This is a genomic window from Campylobacter sp. TJR-1 (genome assembly GCF_032840035.1).
GTDB classification, from domain to species: Bacteria; Campylobacterota; Campylobacteria; order Campylobacterales; family Campylobacteraceae; genus Campylobacter; species Campylobacter fetus.
In genome coordinates this window covers 224127-243543 of sequence record NZ_JAWIZX010000001.1, presented here as the reverse complement: position 1 = coordinate 243543, position 19417 = coordinate 224127, and the positions used below count along the sequence as shown (strand labels likewise).

General features: G+C 33.5%; 18 protein-coding genes. 14 read left to right on the top strand and 4 right to left on the bottom strand.

Features of this window, described 5'->3' with window-relative positions; translation table 11 throughout:
- Nucleotides 1-9 precede the first annotated feature (9 nt).
- The 6 genes from RVY88_RS01300 to mnmC all read left to right on the top strand — a co-directional run bounded on the left by RVY88_RS01300 (nt 10) and on the right by mnmC (nt 8173).
- Nucleotides 10-231 (top strand): DNA-directed RNA polymerase subunit omega, encoded by a 222-nt coding sequence (locus RVY88_RS01300; protein WP_002849881.1) that lies wholly within the window; start codon nt 10-12, stop codon nt 229-231.
- Between the two features lie 97 nt (nt 232-328).
- Nucleotides 329-2413, top strand: a complete 2085-nt coding sequence (locus RVY88_RS01295; protein WP_002849880.1) for a RelA/SpoT family protein — start codon at nt 329-331, stop codon at nt 2411-2413.
- Between the two features lies 1 nt (nt 2414).
- Complete coding sequence (gene tyrS / locus RVY88_RS01290; protein ID WP_162167616.1) at nt 2415-3623, top strand: tyrosine--tRNA ligase; 1209 nt, start codon at nt 2415-2417, stop codon at nt 3621-3623.
- Complete coding sequence (locus RVY88_RS01285) at nt 3623-4735, top strand: nitronate monooxygenase (RefSeq protein ID WP_002849876.1); 1113 nt, start codon at nt 3623-3625, stop codon at nt 4733-4735. The genes tyrS and RVY88_RS01285 overlap by 1 nt, the downstream gene beginning before the upstream one ends.
- Nucleotides 4719-6338: an N-acetylmuramoyl-L-alanine amidase gene (locus RVY88_RS01280; RefSeq protein ID WP_251149027.1), complete on the top strand. Its 1620-nt coding sequence runs from the start codon at nt 4719-4721 to the stop codon at nt 6336-6338. Before RVY88_RS01285 ends, RVY88_RS01280 begins: the two co-directional genes overlap by 17 nt.
- Nucleotides 6335-8173, top strand: coding sequence for a bifunctional tRNA (5-methylaminomethyl-2-thiouridine)(34)-methyltransferase MnmD/FAD-dependent 5-carboxymethylaminomethyl-2-thiouridine(34) oxidoreductase MnmC (mnmC, locus tag RVY88_RS01275; protein WP_162167517.1), 1839 nt, complete (start codon nt 6335-6337; stop codon nt 8171-8173). Before RVY88_RS01280 ends, mnmC begins: the two co-directional genes overlap by 4 nt.
- A 46-nt stretch (nt 8174-8219) precedes the next feature.
- On the opposite strand, the gene RVY88_RS01270 is transcribed toward mnmC, so the two are convergent.
- Complete coding sequence (locus RVY88_RS01270; RefSeq protein ID WP_002849869.1) at nt 8220-9143, bottom strand: helix-turn-helix transcriptional regulator; 924 nt, start codon at nt 9141-9143, stop codon at nt 8220-8222.
- Between the two features lie 101 nt (nt 9144-9244).
- Here RVY88_RS01270 and RVY88_RS01265 point away from each other — a divergent pair, with 101 nt between their 5' ends.
- The 8 genes from RVY88_RS01265 to RVY88_RS01230 all read left to right on the top strand — a co-directional run bounded on the left by RVY88_RS01265 (nt 9245) and on the right by RVY88_RS01230 (nt 16410).
- Nucleotides 9245-11311 (top strand): TonB-dependent receptor, encoded by a 2067-nt coding sequence (locus RVY88_RS01265; RefSeq protein WP_162167516.1) that lies wholly within the window; start codon nt 9245-9247, stop codon nt 11309-11311.
- An 8-nt stretch (nt 11312-11319) separates the two neighbouring features.
- The gene (locus RVY88_RS01260) at nt 11320-11919 is read left to right on the top strand and encodes a hypothetical protein (RefSeq protein WP_002849866.1); all 600 of its coding nucleotides are present in this window, start codon (nt 11320-11322) and stop codon (nt 11917-11919) included.
- Entirely contained in the window at nt 11912-12532 is a 621-nt protein-coding gene (locus RVY88_RS01255) for a hypothetical protein (protein WP_111738213.1), read from the top strand. The genes RVY88_RS01260 and RVY88_RS01255 overlap by 8 nt, the downstream gene beginning before the upstream one ends.
- Entirely contained in the window at nt 12529-13572 is a 1044-nt protein-coding gene (locus tag RVY88_RS01250) for an ABC transporter substrate-binding protein (RefSeq protein ID WP_162167515.1), read from the top strand. The genes RVY88_RS01255 and RVY88_RS01250 overlap by 4 nt, the downstream gene beginning before the upstream one ends.
- Nucleotides 13553-14533 (top strand): FecCD family ABC transporter permease, encoded by a 981-nt coding sequence (locus RVY88_RS01245; protein WP_011732117.1) that lies wholly within the window; start codon nt 13553-13555, stop codon nt 14531-14533. Before RVY88_RS01250 ends, RVY88_RS01245 begins: the two co-directional genes overlap by 20 nt.
- Nucleotides 14524-15297, top strand: coding sequence for an ABC transporter ATP-binding protein (locus RVY88_RS01240; RefSeq protein ID WP_002849862.1), 774 nt, complete (start codon nt 14524-14526; stop codon nt 15295-15297). The genes RVY88_RS01245 and RVY88_RS01240 overlap by 10 nt, the downstream gene beginning before the upstream one ends.
- A gap of 87 nt (nt 15298-15384) precedes the next feature.
- Nucleotides 15385-15918: a hypothetical protein gene (locus tag RVY88_RS01235; protein WP_002849861.1), complete on the top strand. Its 534-nt coding sequence runs from the start codon at nt 15385-15387 to the stop codon at nt 15916-15918.
- A 48-nt stretch (nt 15919-15966) separates the two neighbouring features.
- Nucleotides 15967-16410, top strand: coding sequence for a GNAT family N-acetyltransferase (locus RVY88_RS01230; RefSeq protein WP_162167514.1), 444 nt, complete (start codon nt 15967-15969; stop codon nt 16408-16410).
- A gap of 61 nt (nt 16411-16471) precedes the next feature.
- On the opposite strand, the gene ppa is transcribed toward RVY88_RS01230, so the two are convergent.
- From ppa to aspS, 3 genes are read right to left on the bottom strand one after another with little or no spacing between them, the layout of a single operon-like run.
- On the bottom strand, nt 16472-16990 hold the full coding sequence (ppa, locus tag RVY88_RS01225) for an inorganic diphosphatase (RefSeq protein ID WP_002849859.1): 519 nt from the start codon (nt 16988-16990) through the stop codon (nt 16472-16474).
- Between the two features lie 4 nt (nt 16991-16994).
- Nucleotides 16995-17570, bottom strand: coding sequence for an adenylate kinase (locus RVY88_RS01220; RefSeq protein ID WP_038453794.1), 576 nt, complete (start codon nt 17568-17570; stop codon nt 16995-16997).
- A complete protein-coding gene (gene aspS / locus RVY88_RS01215) occupies nt 17567-19321 on the bottom strand; it encodes an aspartate--tRNA ligase (RefSeq protein WP_002849857.1) in 1755 nt (584 codons plus the stop codon). The genes RVY88_RS01220 and aspS overlap by 4 nt, the downstream gene beginning before the upstream one ends.
- Nucleotides 19322-19417: the final 96 nt, after the last annotated feature.

Sequence of the window (19417 nt, the reverse complement as noted above, 5' to 3'; positions counted from 1 at the left end):
GGAGAGATAATGCAAAGAACAGAAGAGATAGCAGCAAAAGCGCTTCAAGTAGTAGGCAATGATAGATATAAATTGGCTCTACTAGTAGCAAAAAGAGCTGAAATGCTAGCAGAGGGAGCAGCGCCGCTTGTAAAGATAAACGCTGCAAAAATGAAATTTACGGATATTGCTCTTCTTGAGATATCAGAGGGCAAGGTTTTGTTAGAGGCATTCGTTGAATCAAATAGATAATGGACAGATACTAGAACAGCTTATAGAAGAGGTTGTTGTCAGTAAAAATATTGAATCGGCAAAAGATGTTTTATACTCCGTTGCAAAGCCCACAGGAATGCTTTTAAAAGCAGTTGATTACTGTGTTAGGCTTCATGAGGGTCAGTTTAGAAAAAGTGGAGAACCATATGCCATACATCCTATATTGGTATGCTCTTTTGTAGCTCATATGGGTGGCGATGAGAGTATGCTTATAGCTTCTTTATTGCATGATGTTGTTGAAGATACCGAGTGTAGCGAAGATGAAGTTAGATTTGAATTTGGCGAAGAGGTTACAAATTTAGTAAGAGGACTTACTAAGATAGTCGCTATAAGAGAAAATGAGTTGGCTAGTTCTAATTCAAATGAAAAATTAGCAGCCTCAGCGCTAACTTTTAGAAAAATGCTTTTAGTATCTATAGAAGATGTTAGAGTACTTGTAATAAAACTTTGTGATAGATTGCATAATATGCTAACATTAGAAGCCCTTAGGCCAGATAAACAAAAACGCATAGCAGAAGAAACTCTAGTTGTTTATGCTCCTATAGCACATAGACTTGGAATTTCGGCGGTAAAAAATATCTTAGAAGATCTTAGTTTTAAGTACGTTTTACCAAAAGAGTATTGCGTAATAGACTCATATATAAATGAACACAAACAGCAGCTTCAGTTAAAAATCAACTCATTTAGTCAAAAAGTAGGCGAAAAACTTCTTACTAGCGGTTTTACAGAAGATAGTTTTGAAGTTCAAAAAAGAATAAAGCATTACTACTCTATCTATCTAAAGATGCAAAGAAAAGGCATCAGTATGGAAGAGGTTTTGGATCTACTTGCAATAAGAATAATAGTTAAAAATCCAAAAGATTGTTACTTAGCTTTAGGTGTCCTTCATATGAACTTTAATCCTCTTATTTCAAGATTTAAAGATTACGTTGCTTTACCAAAACAAAACGGTTATCAGACTATTCATACGACTATTTTTGATAATAAAAGTATTATCGAAGCTCAAATCAGAACATTTGATATGCATAAAACTGCAGAGTACGGTGTAGCGGCTCACTGGAAGTATAAAAATGGAGGGTTAATAGCTCCAAAACTCGATTGGCTAAGCGATATAAGTGCCCAAGAAGGCGATGATAAAAGCATAGAAGATCTATATGAGTATGCAAAAGATAGTTTATATGTAGAAGATATAGCCGTTTATTCTCCAAAAGGAGGAATTTTTACTCTTCCACGTGGAGCTACTGCTCTTGATTATGCTTATGAGATACACTCTGAAGTAGGACTTCACGCTAAAGAAGCATATGTCAATAGAATACGAGTACCACTCTTAACAGAGCTCAAAAACGGTGATATAATCCGCATAGTAACGGGAAATGAAGCTCATTACCGCTGTTCTTGGTTATCAAATGTCAAAACAGGAAAAGCAAGAGCAACTATAAGAAGTTTTTGCAGACAAAAGATAAGAGAAGTAAATCAGCAAGTAGCTATGGATATATTAGTCGGTATATTTAATGTTGGAGAAAGAAAGATATTAGACTGGCTAGAGAGTGAAAATTTAAATAAAAAAATCGCAAGAGCCGCCAGTGATTCAGTTTATCTTCAAGACGTTGTAAATGCACTTAAAAAATATCCTAAACAAGATAAATTATTTAGTCTTAAATTTGCCGATAAATATGAGGTAAAAAAACAGAAATTTGATAATATCGTTGTCTATTCAAATCATACTATAAAAGGTGTAGAGTTTGACTACTGCTGCAATCCAAAACGCGGCGATGATATAATAGGCTTTAAAAATGGTCACAACGTAGTAGTTCATCATAAGCTTTGCGAAAGAGCTGCTAAACTTATGAGCGATAAAGAAGAGATGATATTTGTCAAATGGACCAGAAACGCACCGCATAGATATAAAATTATTTTAAGTATAGAGAATAAGCGCGGTAGTTTAGCTGCTTTTTTAACATATTTGGCTAAATTAAATGTGGATCTAGTAACCATTACTTTAAGCGAAAGCGATGACCTTATTGCTGCTGATTATTTTGACGTAACTATAGAATTAAATGAGAATTTAGACAGCAATATGATAAGAGATAAGTTAAAAGAGAGGTATAAGATAGCTGAGTTTAAATCCCTATCTGATGCTTACCATAATCAAGGAGAGTAATATGAATAATATAGATAGTATAATGCAAGAGATAAAAAAAGGTGTTGCTGAGATAATAGATTTCTCTCGTATTAAAAGCCTTATTAAAAATTATTACGAAAATGGTAAAAATTTCTATATAAAAGCAGGTTTTGACCCAACCGCTCCTGATCTTCACTTAGGGCATACCGTAGTTTTAAATAAAATGAGACTGCTTCAAAAACATGGCGGTATAGTTCAATTTTTGATAGGTGATTTTACTGCTAAAATAGGAGATCCAAGCGGCAAAAGCGCAACTAGAAAAGTGTTGGACGATGATACTATAGCTAAAAATGCAAAAACATATAAAGAACAGGTTTTTAAAATTTTAGATGAGAGTAAAACTGAAGTTATGTTTAACTCGGCTTGGTTAAGCAAGCTAGGAGCAGATGGACTTATCGCTCTTGCAAGTACGTTTAACGTAGCTAGAATGCTAGAGCGAGACGACTTTACAAAACGCTATAAAAACGAAGCTCCTATAGCTATAAGCGAGTTTTTATATCCTCTTTTGCAAGGTTATGATAGTGTAGCTATGAAATGTGATATAGAAATGGGTGGAACAGATCAGAAATTTAATCTTTTAATGGGTCGCACTCTTGGACGAACGTACGGCATAGGTAAAGAACAAGCTATTATTATGATGCCTCTGCTTGTAGGCTTAGACGGTGTAAATAAAATGAGTAAAAGCCTTGGCAATTACATAGGCGTAACAGAGAGTGCAAATGATATTTTTGCTAAAACTCTTAGCATAAGTGACGATCTTATGTGGGTATGGTATGAGCTTTTAAGCGATAAAAGTTCTGATGATATTTTAAATTTAAAAGCAGATGTTAGCAGTGCAAAATTGCATCCAAAAAAAGTGAAAGAGAATTTAGCTTTAGAAATTACAAGTCGTTTTCACGGAATAAGTGAAGCCGGGGCTGCAAAAGATGAGTTCGACAGAGTTCATTCTAAAAAAGAACTTCCAAGCGATATGCCTGAGTTTGAGATAGTTAAAGACGAAATTTGGATAGTAGAAGCGCTTAGCAATTGTGCATTGTGTTCTAGTAACGCTGAAGCGCGTCGTCATATAAAAGCAAACGCAGTGAGTGTAAATCAGCAAAAGGTTATAGATGAGCAGCTTAAACTTGCTAAGGGTGAGTATATTTTGCAAGTCGGTAAAAAAACGTACGCAAAATTAAAGGTAAAATAATGGAACTAAAAAGCTTAAAAATAGGCAAATATGAGATAAAATATCCTATTATTCAAGGTGGAATGGGGCTTGGTATCAGTTGGGACAAGCTTGCTGGTAATGTTAGTTTAAATGGTGGATTAGGAGTTATAAGTTCAGTTGGAACCGGTTATTATGAACATAGAAGTCATATTGCTAAAGAGATAAATAATAAACCTTATGATAGTGAAAATTTCTACTCAAGAGATGGATTTAAAGCCATCATAGACAATGCTAGAAAAATATGCGGCGATAGACCTTTAGCTGCAAATATAATGTGTGCTAGTAATGATTATGCTAGGATAGTAAAAGACGCTTGTGAACATGGGATAAATATCATAATTTCAGGTGCCGGACTTCCTACAAATTTACCGGAACTTACAAAAGGCTTCAAAGACGTTGCTTTAGTCCCTATAGTAAGCTCCGCAAAAGCACTTAAAATAATATGTAAAAGATGGCATCTAAGATATGAAAAACTTCCTGATGCAGTTGTGTTAGAAGGACCTCTTAGCGGCGGACATCAAGGATTTACCTATGAACAGTGTATTGATCCGGAGTTTCAATTAGAAAAGCTTATAGAACCTGTCGTTAAAGAAGCTAGTGAGTGGGAAAAGATCGGCGGAAAACCGATTCCTGTTATGGCTGCTGGTGGAATTTGGGATCATGGCGATATAGCAAAAGCCATAAGTTTGGGAGCAAGCGGCGTACAGATGGGAACTAGATTTATCGGAACTTTTGAATGCGACGCTAGCGATAATTTTAAAAGTGTTTTGCTAAATGCTAAAAAAGAAGATATAAAACTTATAAAAAGTCCGGTTGGATATCCTGCTCGTGGAGTTAGAACAAATTTAATAGAGTTAGTAGAAAAAAGAAGCGGACCTAAAATTCAGTGTATAAGCAACTGTGTGAGTCCTTGTTGTCGTGGTAAAGAAGCTAAAGAAGTCGGTTATTGTATAGCAGACAGACTTTATGATGCTTATTCAGGAAAAAAAGAGACCGGACTATTTTTTACCGGCGCAAACGGATATAGACTAAATGAGATAATTAGTGTGAAAGATCTGATAAAAAAGTTGGTATATGGGGAAAATAGTTAGAGTTCTTTTACTATTTATCCTAAGTGCGTTTGCATTCGGAGCTGATTTTTCGTCTTGGTTGGGCGAGTTTGATACGAAATTTTATAGCTCGGCAAAACAAGAACAGCTCCGTATTTATCATGATTTAAAAGGCGTTTATGTACATTCTATATTAAACGATAATAAAGACTTAAAAATACAAACTCTTTTAAGATTGGTAGATGGCTCAAAAAAGCTTGGGTTGGATTATAAAGTTTATGAAAGCGAACTTAAAAATTATGAAAATCAGGATATTATAAGCTACGCTCAAACTAAAGAATTAGTAAAAAAACCTGAAAAGCAGACTATAAATAAAAATATTATCCCGAAAGTTGAAACTTCTGCTAAAAAAATAGAATCTAAAGAGCAAAAAGTAGAGAATGAAGTTCAAAAAAGCAGCTCAAAAGAGAACGAAGATGAGGTAAAAAAACCTCTAAAGGTATTTAAATTTAGTAGCGATGATGATAGTTTTGTTTTGAGTTTAAATAGGGATATGGATGAAAAAGAGATTAAAACTTTTGAATTAAATACAAAAGAGCTATATAAAAGAATTTATGATATTAATGCGATTTTAACTACTCAATTTAAAAAACCAACTCAAAAAATATCTGATGATATAAGAGTCGCTCAGTTTGATAAAGATACGGTAAGGGTTGTATTTTATAGTGATAAAAAACAAAATATCAATACTAAATTTGAAAATAAAAATATAATTTTTTTCATAAAAGACGGAGTATCTAAAAAACCAGTTGCTAATTTAGACTCAAAATCTCAAACTCAAAAAACTAGTGATAAAACCGCTCAAAAAAATAAGACTCAGACCTCTGTTGCGGCTAAAACGGCTAAAAAAGAAGATGATAAAAAATCTCAAACACAAAATAAAAATACCATAAAAAATATACCTAGGAACAAAACTATAGTTTTGGATGCGGGACACGGTGGAAAGGACGCCGGAGCGGTTGGTTCAAGAACGCTTTATGAAAAAAATGTTGTTTTAAAAGTAGCTTTGAAAGCTGGAAAGATACTCAAAAATAGAGGTTACAAAGTTTATTATACGCGAGATAAAGATAAATTTATAGGTCTTAGAAATAGAACTAGTTTTGCCAATGATAAGATGGCTGATCTTTTTATATCTATTCATGCTAACGCCGCGCCAAATAGTAAAAAAGCTCCTGAAATGCAAGGTATAGAAACATTTTTTCTTAGTCCAACTAGAAGTGAGAGAAGTATGCGAGCAGCAAATTTAGAGAATAAATCAGATACAGATGAGATGAATTATTTCACTAAAATTAGCTTTTTAAATTTCTTAAATAGAGAAAAAATAATTGCCTCAAATAAACTTGCTATCGATATCCAAACAAATCTTTTAAGCTCTGTGAGAACTAATTATAACGTGTCTGATGGAGGAGTAAGGGAAGCTCCTTTTTGGGTTTTAGTAGGTGCGCTTATGCCAGCAGTTCTTATAGAAACTGGATATATTACTCATCCAAAAGAGGGAAAACTCCTTGCAAATGATGCTTACGCCGATAAATTAGCGGAGGGAATCGCAAATGGAATTGATGATTATTTTGCGAAAAATAGATGATAACTTTTAGAGGCGACGGACTTTATAATTCTAAATTTGATGATATATACTTTAATACAAATGAGCCTTTGATCGAATGTGAACATACTTATAGCAGCGTCTTAGATGAAATTAATGCTAAATTTATTGTTGTTGCAGAGGCTGGATTTGGCACCGGACTAAATTTTTTTAGCACCGTTTTAAAGTTTCTAAGTTTAAATAGTACCGAACTTCACTATATAGCCGTGGAGAAATATCCTTTTAAAAAGAGCGAATTAAGAGAAATATATCTTAAATTTGAGATGTTAAAACCGTTTTTTGATGAGTTTATAGAGCAATATGAGATCTTAGATGGTGCATTGATTCGTATAAAGCTTTTAAATGAAAGAGTTATTTTAGATCTGTACTTTGGTGATATTTTAGATGCTTTTGATGAGCTTAGTTTTAGAGCAGACGCATGGTATTTAGATGGATTTTCTCCTACTAAAAATCCAGATATGTGGAGCAAAGAAGTTTTTGATAGGCTCAGCAAGTTTTGTAAAAATAGAGCAAAAGTACGTACTTTTAGCAGTGCTAAAATAGTTCAAAATAGATTTTTAGAGCATGGATTTAGTATAAAAAAATTAAAAGGTCATTATAAAAAACGCGAGATTTTAGAAGCTAGTTTGGAACACTCAAGCCCAAAAATACTTAAAGAACCGTGGTATGCATTGCCAAATATATCTAAATTTAGTGATGTTTTGATTATCGGTGCAGGAGTAGCCGGGTTAGCGGCTGCTTTTAAATTTAAAAAGGCTGGATTTAATGTTTGTATAGCTGAAAAAATGAGTGAAGCTGCTACAAATGGAAGTTCAAATTTAGCGGGAATTTTGATGCCTCTTATAACTAAACCTAAGGTTGCTTTAGGAAATATGCATATGAGCGCTTTTTTATTTGCTAGGCATTTTTATGCAAATAGTCCGTTTGCTGATTTTTGCGGCGTTTATGATTATGGTGTGAACGACTTAGAAAAAACAAGATTATCTCTTTGGGATAGTGAGATTTTTAAATTTGAAAACGATTTTGAGCCGTATCCAAGAGCGTTTATAAAAAGTGCCGCTCAAATACGACCAAAAGAGCTTTGCATGAGTTTAGCGAGTGAGTTTGATATAAAATACGGTTATGAGTTTGAATCGATAGAAAAAAGCACGGGCGGTTACGTAGTTAAATTTAAAAATTCAAAAAATATTTTTTCATCTCTTGTGATATTTGCTATGGGAGATGCTAGCACAAATCTGTTTCAAAACGTTTTTGCAGACGAATTCATGCAGCTTAGCAGTGTCAGAGGTCAAGTAACTCACTTAAATAAAGTTTTAAATTTAAATAGCGCATTTAGCGCTCGCGGTTATATGTGCAAAGATGTTAGAGGCATACAAGTTGTAGGCGCGACGTATGATAGAAATGATAATCGCAGCGCAGCAAGAGCTACCGATGATGAGAAAAATATAGATTCTTTATCTGAGTTTATAGCAAATTTAGATGTTAAAGTAGTAGGTTCAAATGTTGGATTTAGAGGATATAGCGGCGATAGATTTCCAATTGTAGGTGCCGTGCATAATGCTAGTGAGTTTAAGAAAATTTACAAATCTTTATTATGGACAAAACATAGCAAAAACAATGAATTTGCCGTTCACCACGAAAATATTTTGATAAGTAGCGCTCATGGTTCAAGAGGACTTGGAACTGCTATTTTTGGAGCTGAAATTTTGCTAGATATCGCTTTAAATCGTCCTGTTTGCACTACAAACAGTATATTAAACTCTCTAAATCCTGCAAGATTTTTAGTAAGAAAACTTAAAAGAGGTTTAGTTAGATAAATTTTTATATCTGAACTAGGTATAAAAGTAGATTTGACGCCCACATTTAGCTTACGGTTTTAGTAAAATTGCTAGGATTCAATCCAAAGTATTTTTTAAAAGCAGTTGTGAAGTTATGGGGCTGTTTATATCCTAATTCTTTTGAGATTTGATTCAAACTAAGCTCTCCTTTTTCTATAAATTCCTTTGCTTTTTGCATTTTAGTATCCATATGTACGCTATAAGGAGTCGTTCTAAATAGAGTTTTAAAACCTTGTTTTAGCTTGCATTGGTTTAATCTTACTTTCTTTGATAGTTCTGTTATAGAAGGAGGGTTTTTATAATCGTTTTTTAAAATCTCCATGGCTTTATTTAAAGATAATATATCAAATTTACTCAAATTTAAGCTTTCTTTGAGATTTAAATTTAAATTTGTCAGCTCATAAGATAAAATTTCAAGTATTTTAGCTTTTATAAATAGAGCATTTATCTGTTTTTGGTTTATAAATTTATAAATTTCACTTGCACAAAATGCTGTTTTAGCATAAGTCGCTCTGTTTTGTATAATTTTTGAGCTATCCGTGTTTTGAATTTTTGTTGTTATATTTTTATCAAGATATTTTTCAAGAAACTCGTTTTTTATGGTTATTATCACGTTTTTGATTTGAGTATTTGCTTTGTAATGAATTACTCCTTTATCCATATAAAAGTAGTTTATAAGAGTTCGACCGGCTTTTGGAGCTAAATAAAAGTCGCAAACAGTACTTTTATAGTAGTGATCTGCGCTAAAAGTTATGTTTATCGTCACTCCTTTGAAGTCCGAGTCGTAGTTCGCGGCATTGTCTTCATAAATTATAAAATTGTTTATATGTAGACCTATATCTTTTGAAATTTCAACTATTTTGGTTGATATATTTGCTTTGTTTTGGTCTATTTGGATTGATTTATTTATGCGTGAAATGTCGCTATTATCTAAAATAAATTTATTCAAAAAATACTCCTTTGGTAAAATTTACTACTTATTTGGTAATTTTTATATTGAAATCTACTATCAATTTTAGTATTATAACAAAAATATCTAAGGAATTATAAATGTATAAAAAGATTACTATTTTACTATCTTTAGTTTTAGCAAGCAGTTTATATGCCGGTACAAAGCTTGATGATGTCATAGTAAGTGCAAATAGAAGTGCACAAAAACTTGATGATATAAGCAAAAGCGTATCTGTTATAGACGGCGATACGATAAAGCGCAGACAAAGCACGAATTTAACCGGCATTATAGCCGATGAGCCGGGAATTTCTTATGCTCCTGATGGAATGAGCTCGGGACAGATTATTTTAAGAGGATTTAGTACTCAGAACTTTAGAGCACCTCTTTTTGTAGACGGTAATAGGTTTAGAGGTAGAAATACTCTTGAGTATATGCTTTTTGATCCAAACCAGATAGAGCGAATAGAGATAATAAGAGGTCCTGCTTCATCTTTGTATGGTACGGATTCTTTTGGAGGCGTGGTAAATGTTATAACAAAAAGAGCTACTGGGGATGTTCAAGCTCCATTTAATATAACAGATACTTATATAAGCAGTGAATATCAAAGCGTAAATCATGCGATTGCAAATAGATTTCAGCTTGGAGGAGTTGGAGACGGATTTGATATTTTGTTAGGTATAAACTACAAAGACGGAGATAATTACGGTACGAAAGAGGGCGTAATACCAAACTCGGACTATCTTTATAGAGGCTTTGATCTAAAAGCCGGTTATAGCTTTTTAGATACGAATAGAGTAGAACTTACGGCTAGATATACTAAAGTAAATCGAGGTAGAGCTGCAGGACAATTTGCATCTCCTGGAGCCGGAAATGCACCCGGTGTTTTGCAAAGACAGATGAGAGAAGAGCCTATGAGGGAAAAATATTTAGCTTTGGGATATAGTGCGCAGATGCAAAACGGTAGTTTAGAAGCTAGTCTTTATAGAAGAGAGCTTTATACTCATATAAACGTAATTCCAAATTTAAACTCGCCGCAAAAATGGGTTGATAATTATGTTATTGGACCAGTTGTATATGGCGGTAAAAGTATAGTTGCTTATAGCGGTGAGTCTTTGTCTCAGACATATGGAATAGACTGGTATTATGAGAGTAGAGACGGTAGCGAGCAGAGCGTAAACGGTAAAAATAGAATAAAAAGTGCGCCAAATTCTACTCAACTAAATATCGGAGTGTTTGGGCTATTGGAGTATGGATTTGAAGGAGGAACTTTGCTGAGCGCTAGTCTTAGGCATGATTATTTTAAGACCGGACTTGAAACAAGTTTTATCAAAAATAACGAGATAAAAAAATTGTTTGAAAGTGCTGGAGATACGTCTACAAACAAAACTACTAGCGGTTTTGGTATGATATATCCTTTATTTGGAGGTTTGGATTTTGTTTTAAATATAAACTCATCTTTTAGGGCGCCATCAGTCACGGAGATAACGGCTGTTGGTGATGGAGTGAGCGGCGTATTTACTCTTCCAAATAGTAGTATAAAACCAGAAACCGGATTAAGTTATGAAACCGGATTAAAGTATAAAGACGGTTTGATAATTTCAAATTTAACAGCATTCACAAGCAGTTATAAAAATTTAATAGTTACGAGAAATATAACATATAAAAATACTCCCGCAAGGCAGCTGCAAAACGTAGGAGAATCTAGCATAAGCGGAATTGAGTTTGATATAGCTTATAAATTGCTTTCAAATTTGATTTTTAAAACAAATGCAAGTTATCTTTACGGCGAGGATAAAACGTCTCATAAACCATTGCCCCAGATAATGCCTTTAAATGGTTTTATCAGTCTAATGTATGAGCCAAAATCTATAAAAAAATCATATATAGAATATACTACTCAATGGGCGTCAAATAAGACAAGAACGGATAATTTGAGTGAGCGAGAACGAAGCGGTTACGCGGTTTCAAATTTATATTTTGGAAAAGAATTCGGAAATATGGGCGCTTTTAAGAGTGTGGAGTTGAATTTCGGCATTGAAAATATATTTGATAAAAAATATTCTATGCCATCAGTGCCCGAGGATATTAGATATCCCGTGAGCAAGACAAATCCTCTTTTAAATCCAGGTAGAAATTTTAAAATAGGCTTAAGAGCTAGTTTTTAGGAGATTTTATGAAAGATATATTATTTATAGGAGCCAAGCCCTCCCAACTGAGTAATTTTGAGAGTTTAGATGAGTTTAAAAGAGTTGAATGCGTTAGTCAATATAGTATAGAAGATATGGATTTTAACAGATATAACGGTATTTTGATGACTATTTATCTAGATCAATATCTAATAAAAAAACTTAGTTTCAAATTTGAAAACTTTTTAAATTTAGGAGGACGAGTGTTTTATAACGGTCATATTATTTTACCGTTTTTAAAGGAATTAAAAGAGTTTAAACCTATTCAAAATCCCAAATTTACGGATTTTTTTATTATGCAGTGCATTTATCATAAAATTTATGATCAAATAGACATAGAAAAGTTAAATACGAGAAAAGGCGTGGCAGGATTTTACTCAAGAGGTCAAAATCCACCTCCTTTAAACGCAGATATTATCACTTCTATAAGTAGCGGTAATGTTCCTGTTGATTGGGAGATTGAGGTTGGAAATGGAAAATTCTACTCTCATTGTGGAAATGATCTTTATACTTGCGGTGAAAATTACGAGATAAACTCTAAGATATTGAAAAATATCATTAGTTATTTAGGAGATAGATATGAATAGTATAGCGGCTTTAGATAGCGGAACACCGTATCATATAGTATCTTTGCATAAAAAACCTTTTAATAAATTTTTTTCAAAAGTTATTTATATACCTGAGCTTCAAATAGATGATTTGCATGATGTGGATATTTTGATAGTGACTTGCGCTAGTTCGATAGAAAAAATTCTAGAGCATAAAAATATTTTTTATGAGTTTTTAAAAGCCGGAAAGACTTTAGTCGTAATGGGCAGAAACGATGCTGAGCTTTGGCTGCATGGCGTGAAATTATCCAAGCTTCCTTTTAATTTTTGGTGGTGGTTAGATAAGAAAAATAATAGCATAGATATAGAGGTTTCAAATGCGGATTATGAACTATTTAAGTATATAAATTTTAACGATATGATATGGCATTATCATGATGGATATGAGCCTATGAACGGTGCTATAAGTGTTATAGAACATAAAATACAGAAAAAAACTATATTTTTAGATAATAAAGATTATTACGGTGGTAGACTAATATTAACTTCCTTAGATCCATTTTATCATCACGGAAGTTTTTTTATGCCAAATGCTACAAAATTTGCAGAAGCATTTTTAAGATATTTATCTAAAATGGAATTATATAAGTGAAAAAAATATTTGTTGTTTTATTTGTATTGCTTGTATCTTTATTTTCACAAGAAATAGAGTTTAGCGATGAGAGAGGAAATTTGATAAAGCTCGAAAAACCAGCTAGTAGAGTCATCAGTTTTCCGATTCCATTAGCTTCATTTAGCATAAGCGTAGATAATAACGCAGATAAACTAGTATCCATCCATCCGCTTGCAAAAATCGCAATTCAAAACGGTATCTTAGGAAGGATTTTTCCTAAGACGCTTGATTTACAAACAAATGCAGTCGGCTCAAATTTCGTTCCAAATGTGGAAGAAGTTATAAGATTAAAGCCTGATATAGTATTTCAATGGGCACATATGTCTCAAAAGATAGTTGAACCTTTGCAGAAAATAGGTATAAATTTAGTACTTTTAGACTATGGAGACGAGAAAAACGCTATTAATTGGTTTAAAATAATAGGCAAAGCTTACGATTTAGAACATAAAGTAGAAACTATACTTAAAAATAGAAGTTTTGTTGAAAATCAGATTACAACTAGCTTAAAAAATATACGTAATAGACCAAAAGTTCTATATTTTTTAAGGTACAAACAAGCTTTTTTGGTTTCAGGAAAGCAGACCTATCAAGATTATAATATTAAATTAGCAGGCGGGATAAACGTTGCTTCTCATATCGGTCAAAAAACTGTGAATTTAGAGCAGATATTACTTTATAATCCGGATATAATACTATTAAATAATTTCGAGCAAGATCTCAGTCCCGAGGATATCTACTCAAATAAATTTCTAAAACATATAAATGCGGTAAAAAATAGAGCCGTTTATAAAATTCCCTTCGGTGGCGAGAGATGGGATCCCCCGTCTCAAGAGTCTCATCTGTCGTGGATATGGTTAAATAAGATATTTTATGGCAAATCTAGTTTAAATTTAAAAAAAGAGATGATGAATAGTTATAATATTTTTTATAATTATAATTTGAACGATAGTGAAATTTTATCTATTTTGCATTACGAAAAGAATAAAAATAGTAGATATTATGAAGATATATTGGAGTGATAAAATGAAAAAATACGCAGTTGTTTTGACTGCTTTGATTGCGATAGCCGGTTTTTCTCTTTTGGTAGGAAGAATAAGTTTAAGTGAGCTTTTATATAGTTCGCAAAATGAATTTTTTGATATGATATTGTTTGAAATAAGACTCCCAAGACTGATAGCGGCGTTTTTTATCGGAGCTAGTTTATCGGTAGCCGGAGCAGCGTTTCAAGCCATCTTTCAAAACCCCCTAGTAGGTCCAAATATATTAGGAGTGACAAGCGGTGCAGGATTTGGAGCCGTGGTGTTTATATTATTTTTTAACGAGCCGTTTTTGGTTCAAATAGGGGCTTTTGTATTTGGATTTATAGCTGTTTTAATGGCATATTTTATAGGAAATATATCAAATAAAAACTCAAAACTAATGCTAGTTTTAGCAGGCATTATAGTCGGAGCGTTATTCGGAGCTTTGATCGCCATAGTTAAATATTTGGCTGATCCTAATGATAAACTTCCAAATATCATATATTGGCTTATGGGAAGTTTGAACTTTACTAGCTGGTCTGATCTTCTGTTTTTGCTTCCCATATCGTTAGTCGGTCTATTTTTATTATGCTCTTTTAGCTATAAAGTAAATATTCTTTCTTTGAGCAGTGATCACGCAAGATTTTTAGGCGAGAGTAGAATGCTTAGTTTATCTATCATTATATTATCAACTCTTGTCGTATCGTCTAGCGTGGCTGTTAGCGGTATCATAGGTTGGGTTGGACTTTTGGTGCCGCATATAGTAAGAATGATATTTGGTGCAAATAATCTTGTAGTTCTACCTATGTCGGCTTTGATAGGAGGAGGTTATCTAATTTTAGTCGATACCGTAGCAAGGAGCGCTACTCAGTCTGAAATACCGCTTAGCATATTAACAGCACTTATTGGAGCTCCGCTTGTCGGTTTTATAATTATCAAAAAGGCAAATCAGTGGTTTTAAACGTAAATAATCTATCATTTAGTTACGCAGATGATTTAATTTTAAATAGAGTTAGCTTTGATATTTTAAAAGGTGAAACCGTATCGATTTTAGGTAAAAACGGTATAGGTAAAAGTACTCTTTTAAAGATATTATTGTCTTTGCAAAGCTATAGTAGTGGTGAAATATTTATAGACGGCGTTAATATCCGTTCTATAAATTTAAAACATAGAGCAAGATTTCTAGGCTACGTACCTCAAGCAGAGAATTCAACATTTGCATTTTTAGTAAAAGATATTATTTTAATGGGTAGAAACGCTCATTTAGGGCTTTTCCAAAGACCGAGTAAATATGACTTGGATTATGTTTTAGAAGCTGCAGATATCGTAGGTATAACTAATTTGCTTAGTAAAAATATTTATGAGTTAAGCGGAGGAGAGAAACAACTTGTGTTGATAGCTAGAGCTTTATGTTTGTTTCCTAAGCTTTTGATTATGGATGAGCCGATATCCTACCTCGATGTTTTTCACCAAAACAAGATCTTATCTCTTATAAATCTTTTAAATACTAAATATAATATATCTGTTTTATTTACATCTCATTATCCAGATCATACTCTTGCTATATCTCACAAAACTCTTTTGCTAAATGGTGCTAATGGCGCTATATTCGGCGAGTCAAAAGATATTTTAACTGATGTAAATTTAAAAAATCTTTTTGGAATAAGCTTTTTTGGCTTAAAAATCAATGAAAAAGATAGACTGTTGCCAAAATGGAATATATGAAATTAGTATTTAGTTTTTAATCAGATATAAATTATCTTTTATATTTATAATTTTTTTTGTATAATTAACGCAAAAAAAGGAAATTTTATGCATTGGTTAGATAAAGAAATAGTCGTAGTCGAGATAGATGGGAGATTTTTTGCGCTTAATGGATGGGATGGAGAGTGCTATTCGAGGTGTTGGGAGTGCGGTGATAGAAGAGGTGATAAATTTCACAAAGTGGTCGGAGTGGATACTTATAAGATTACTCCGCGCTTTGGAGATGAGTTTGTGTTGGAAAAAAATCCCCTTATCGGAACAATGGATGATATAAAAGAACAGATGTATAAAAGCTTGCTTCCTTATATGGGTCAAGCAAATACTATCAGCGGCGAGATACTGCGTGCAATACAGTTTATAGAACATAGCATTACAAAAAATACAGATATCAGTGGAGCTCTTAAATTTTTATCTTTAAATTTAGATGATGACTCCTGTTTGATTTTGATCGATGAGATAAGAAACAATGATTTTGAAAATTTTTCGGTATTGAAACAAAAGGTTGAAAATATAGTTTTAAAACAGTATGAAAATAATGAACTAGAGATAAATTATGATGATTTTGAGGATATGAACGACTAAAATTTGCGCTTGCAAATCTTGTCAAATTTGATTTGAGGTAAAAAATAAATGAAAATAGTAGAAATAAAAGACAGAAATTCGGTTTTGATAGAACGACTTGTAAACGTCTGGGAAGATTCGCTCAGAATGACACATCTGTTTTTATCTGATCTGGAAATAGAGAATATAAAAAAATACGTCCCGCAAGCTCTATATGATGTTTCAAATTTGATTATTTTAAAAGATGAAAAAGGAAATATACAAGCATTTATGGGGATAGAAGGTCAAAAACTAGATATGTTATTTGTCTCTTCAAAAGAGCAAAATAAAGGTTTTGGAAAGAAACTCATCTGTTATGGTATAAACAACTATTCCATTAACGAAGTGTGCGTAAATGAGCAAAATCCTATAGCTAAACGGTTTTATGAATATATGGGTTTTCGTGTTTATAAAAGATCAGATATTGACGAACAGGGCAATCCGTATCCTATTTTATATATGAGATTAGCATAAATCAGAGATCAAATCAGATATTTAAATTTAAAGGCGCTAAGAAGCGCCGTTTTAAATTTAGTTATTTATAATTTTTAATAGCTTTGTCTAAAATCTCTTCGGCTTTTTTAGCATCTTCAAAGCCTTTTACTTTTACCCATTTTCCTGGTTCGAGTAGTTTATAAGTCTCAAAAAAGTTTTTTATTCGGTTTAGCGTAGCTTCACTAAGGTCGCTTATAGAGTGGATATCTGCGTATCTTGGATCTATCTTAGTAACAGGAACCGCTAAAAGCTTTTCGTCCATTCCAGCTTCATCTTCCATGACTAAAACACCTATCAAACGGCAAGGTATCACGCTACCTGCTTGAAGCGGATATTCGTTTAGCACTAAGATATCTGCAGGATCGCCATCATCAGCCAAAGTGTTTGGTACAAAACCGTAGTTTGCAGGATAGAACATAGCTGAGTATAAAACTCTATCTACGACTACGGCACCGCTATCTTTGTCGATCTCGTACTTTATGTTTGAGCCAAACGGAATTTCGATAACTGCGTTTAGTTTGTCTGGATTGCTTCCGAATTTGATTTTGCTTATATCCATGATTTTATCCTTTGATTAAGTTTTCGATTAAATTTTTCATATCCACTACTATTGTTTCTATAGTGCGTTCGCCATTTATCATGTGAAGTATTTTTTTGTCATTATAAAATGCGCGTATTTCTTTTATAGGGTCAAGATATACTTTCATTCTATTGTTAAATACTTCATTGTTATCATCGGCTCCGCGTGCTCTACCTAAAACTCTGTTTCTCGCTACTTCTTCGCTTACATCTACTTCAATGACGCCATCGAGTTTAACTTCGCTTTGAGAAGCTAAAACCCTATCAAGCTCTCTCATTTGCTCTTCGCTTCTTGGATATCCGTCTATTAAGATATAGTTTTTATCACTTGATCTTATGGCTGAGATGATAGTGTTTACGACTACTTCTAAAGGAACTAAATTTCCTTTAGATATAAAGCTGTCTATGAGCTTTCCTAGCTCACTTCCGCTCGCAACTTCGGCTCTTAAAAGATCTCCGGTTGAATAATGCGCAAATTTATCATCGTTTGCGGCTATCATACTTGCATCGGTTGTTTTGCCGCTTCCTGGCGCTCCGATGATTAAAAATAGTTTTTTCATTTAGTTTCCTTCCCTTTAAGTCTTAGTCCTAGCTCTCTTAATTGCTCGTTTGAGACATTGCTAGGAGCCTTTGTCATAGGGCAGCTTGCACGCTGAGTTTTAGGAAACGCTATAACATCTCTTATGCTAGCTGATTTTGTGACAAGCATGATAAGTCTATCAAGACCTATGGCAAATCCACCGTGTGGAGGCGCACCAAAACTAAGAGCGTCAAGTAAAAATCCGAATTTTTCTCTTTGCTCCGCTTCATCTATTTTTAGTAATTTAAATACTTTTTGTTGGATATCGTTTTTGTGAATTCTGATACTTCCGCCGCCAAGTTCTACGCCGTTTAAAACAACGTCATAAGCTATGCTTGTTATATCTTCAAGGTCTTCTTCGTCTGGGTTGTTTGGCATAGTAAATGGATGGTGCATCGCAGAGTAGCTACCGTCGTCATTTTGTTCAAACATAGGGAAATTCACTACCCATAAAAACTCAAGCTTGTTTTCGTCTATGATGCCAAGCTCGTTTGCAAGGAAAGCTCTAAATCTTCCCATATAATCAAGCACGGTTTTTTTATCTCCAATACCGAAAAATACGACGTCTCCTACTTTAAGTTCGCATCTTTTTATTAGTTCATCTATTTGCTCTTGTTCAAAAAATTTAACTAAAGGTCCTTTTAGTCCGTCTTCTTTAACTTGTATAAATGCTAGACCTTTTGCTCCGAATTTACGCACAAACTCTTCAAAACGTTGCATTTGACGTTTGCTAAAGATATTATCTCCTCCCGGAACTTTTATGGCTTTTGCACGGTTTTTCTTTATATTTTGTGCAGGAGTGCTGAAAATTTCGTTATTTGATTTTGCAAATATATCTATGACATCAACCATAGGTAGATCAAATCTTAAGTCTGGTTTATCGTTACCGTAAGTCTCCATAGCGTCTTTGTACTCCATTCTTCTAAACGGAGTTATGATATCGTGTCCGCAAGCGTAAAATATATCTTTTAGAATTTCTTCGCCGACTTTTATCACGTCTTCTTGTGTGCAAAAGCTCATTTCGACGTCGATTTGAGTAAATTCTGGTTGGCGATCGGCTCTTAAGTCTTCATCTCTAAAACAACGGGCTATTTGAAAGTATTTATCAAATCCTGCACACATCAAAAGTTGTTTGAAAAGCTGCGGACTTTGCGGAAGTGCGTAAAAACTTCCCGGATATACGCGGCTAGGCACAAGATAATCTCTTGCTCCCTCAGGGGTAGCGCGAGTCAAAATAGGAGTTTCAACCTCTAAAAATCCTAGTCTATCAAGAGCGTTTCTACACGCTATAGAAGCTTTTGAGCGTAGTTTAAATTTATCAAAACTCTCCGTGTTTCTAAGGTCCAAAAAGCGGTATTTCAAGCGAATATCTTCGCCGACGTTTGGATCGCCGATAACAAACGGAAGTGCGGCGCTCTCGTTTTCTATGTATAGCTCATCAACTATGACTTCAATCTCGCCCGTTTTTAACTTCGGATTTATTAATCCTTCCCCTCTTGCTCTTATAGTTCCTGTAGCTTTTAAAACATATTCATCTCTTACTTTTGATCCTATTTCGTGTGCTGATTTGCTATCTTTTGGATCGCATACAAGCTGAATAATACCTGTTCTATCTCTTAAATCTATAAAAATGACACCGCCGTGATCACGGTATGAATTTACCCAGCCGCAAAGCTGGACTTTTTTGCCTATATCGTTGCTGCTAAGGTCGGTGCAATAATGACTCCGCATATTTTGTCCTTTCTTAATAAAAACTACTATTATAATACAAGTTTTATAAATTTTTTATCAAACTATAGTTTATATATTTAAATTTAAAATAGATTG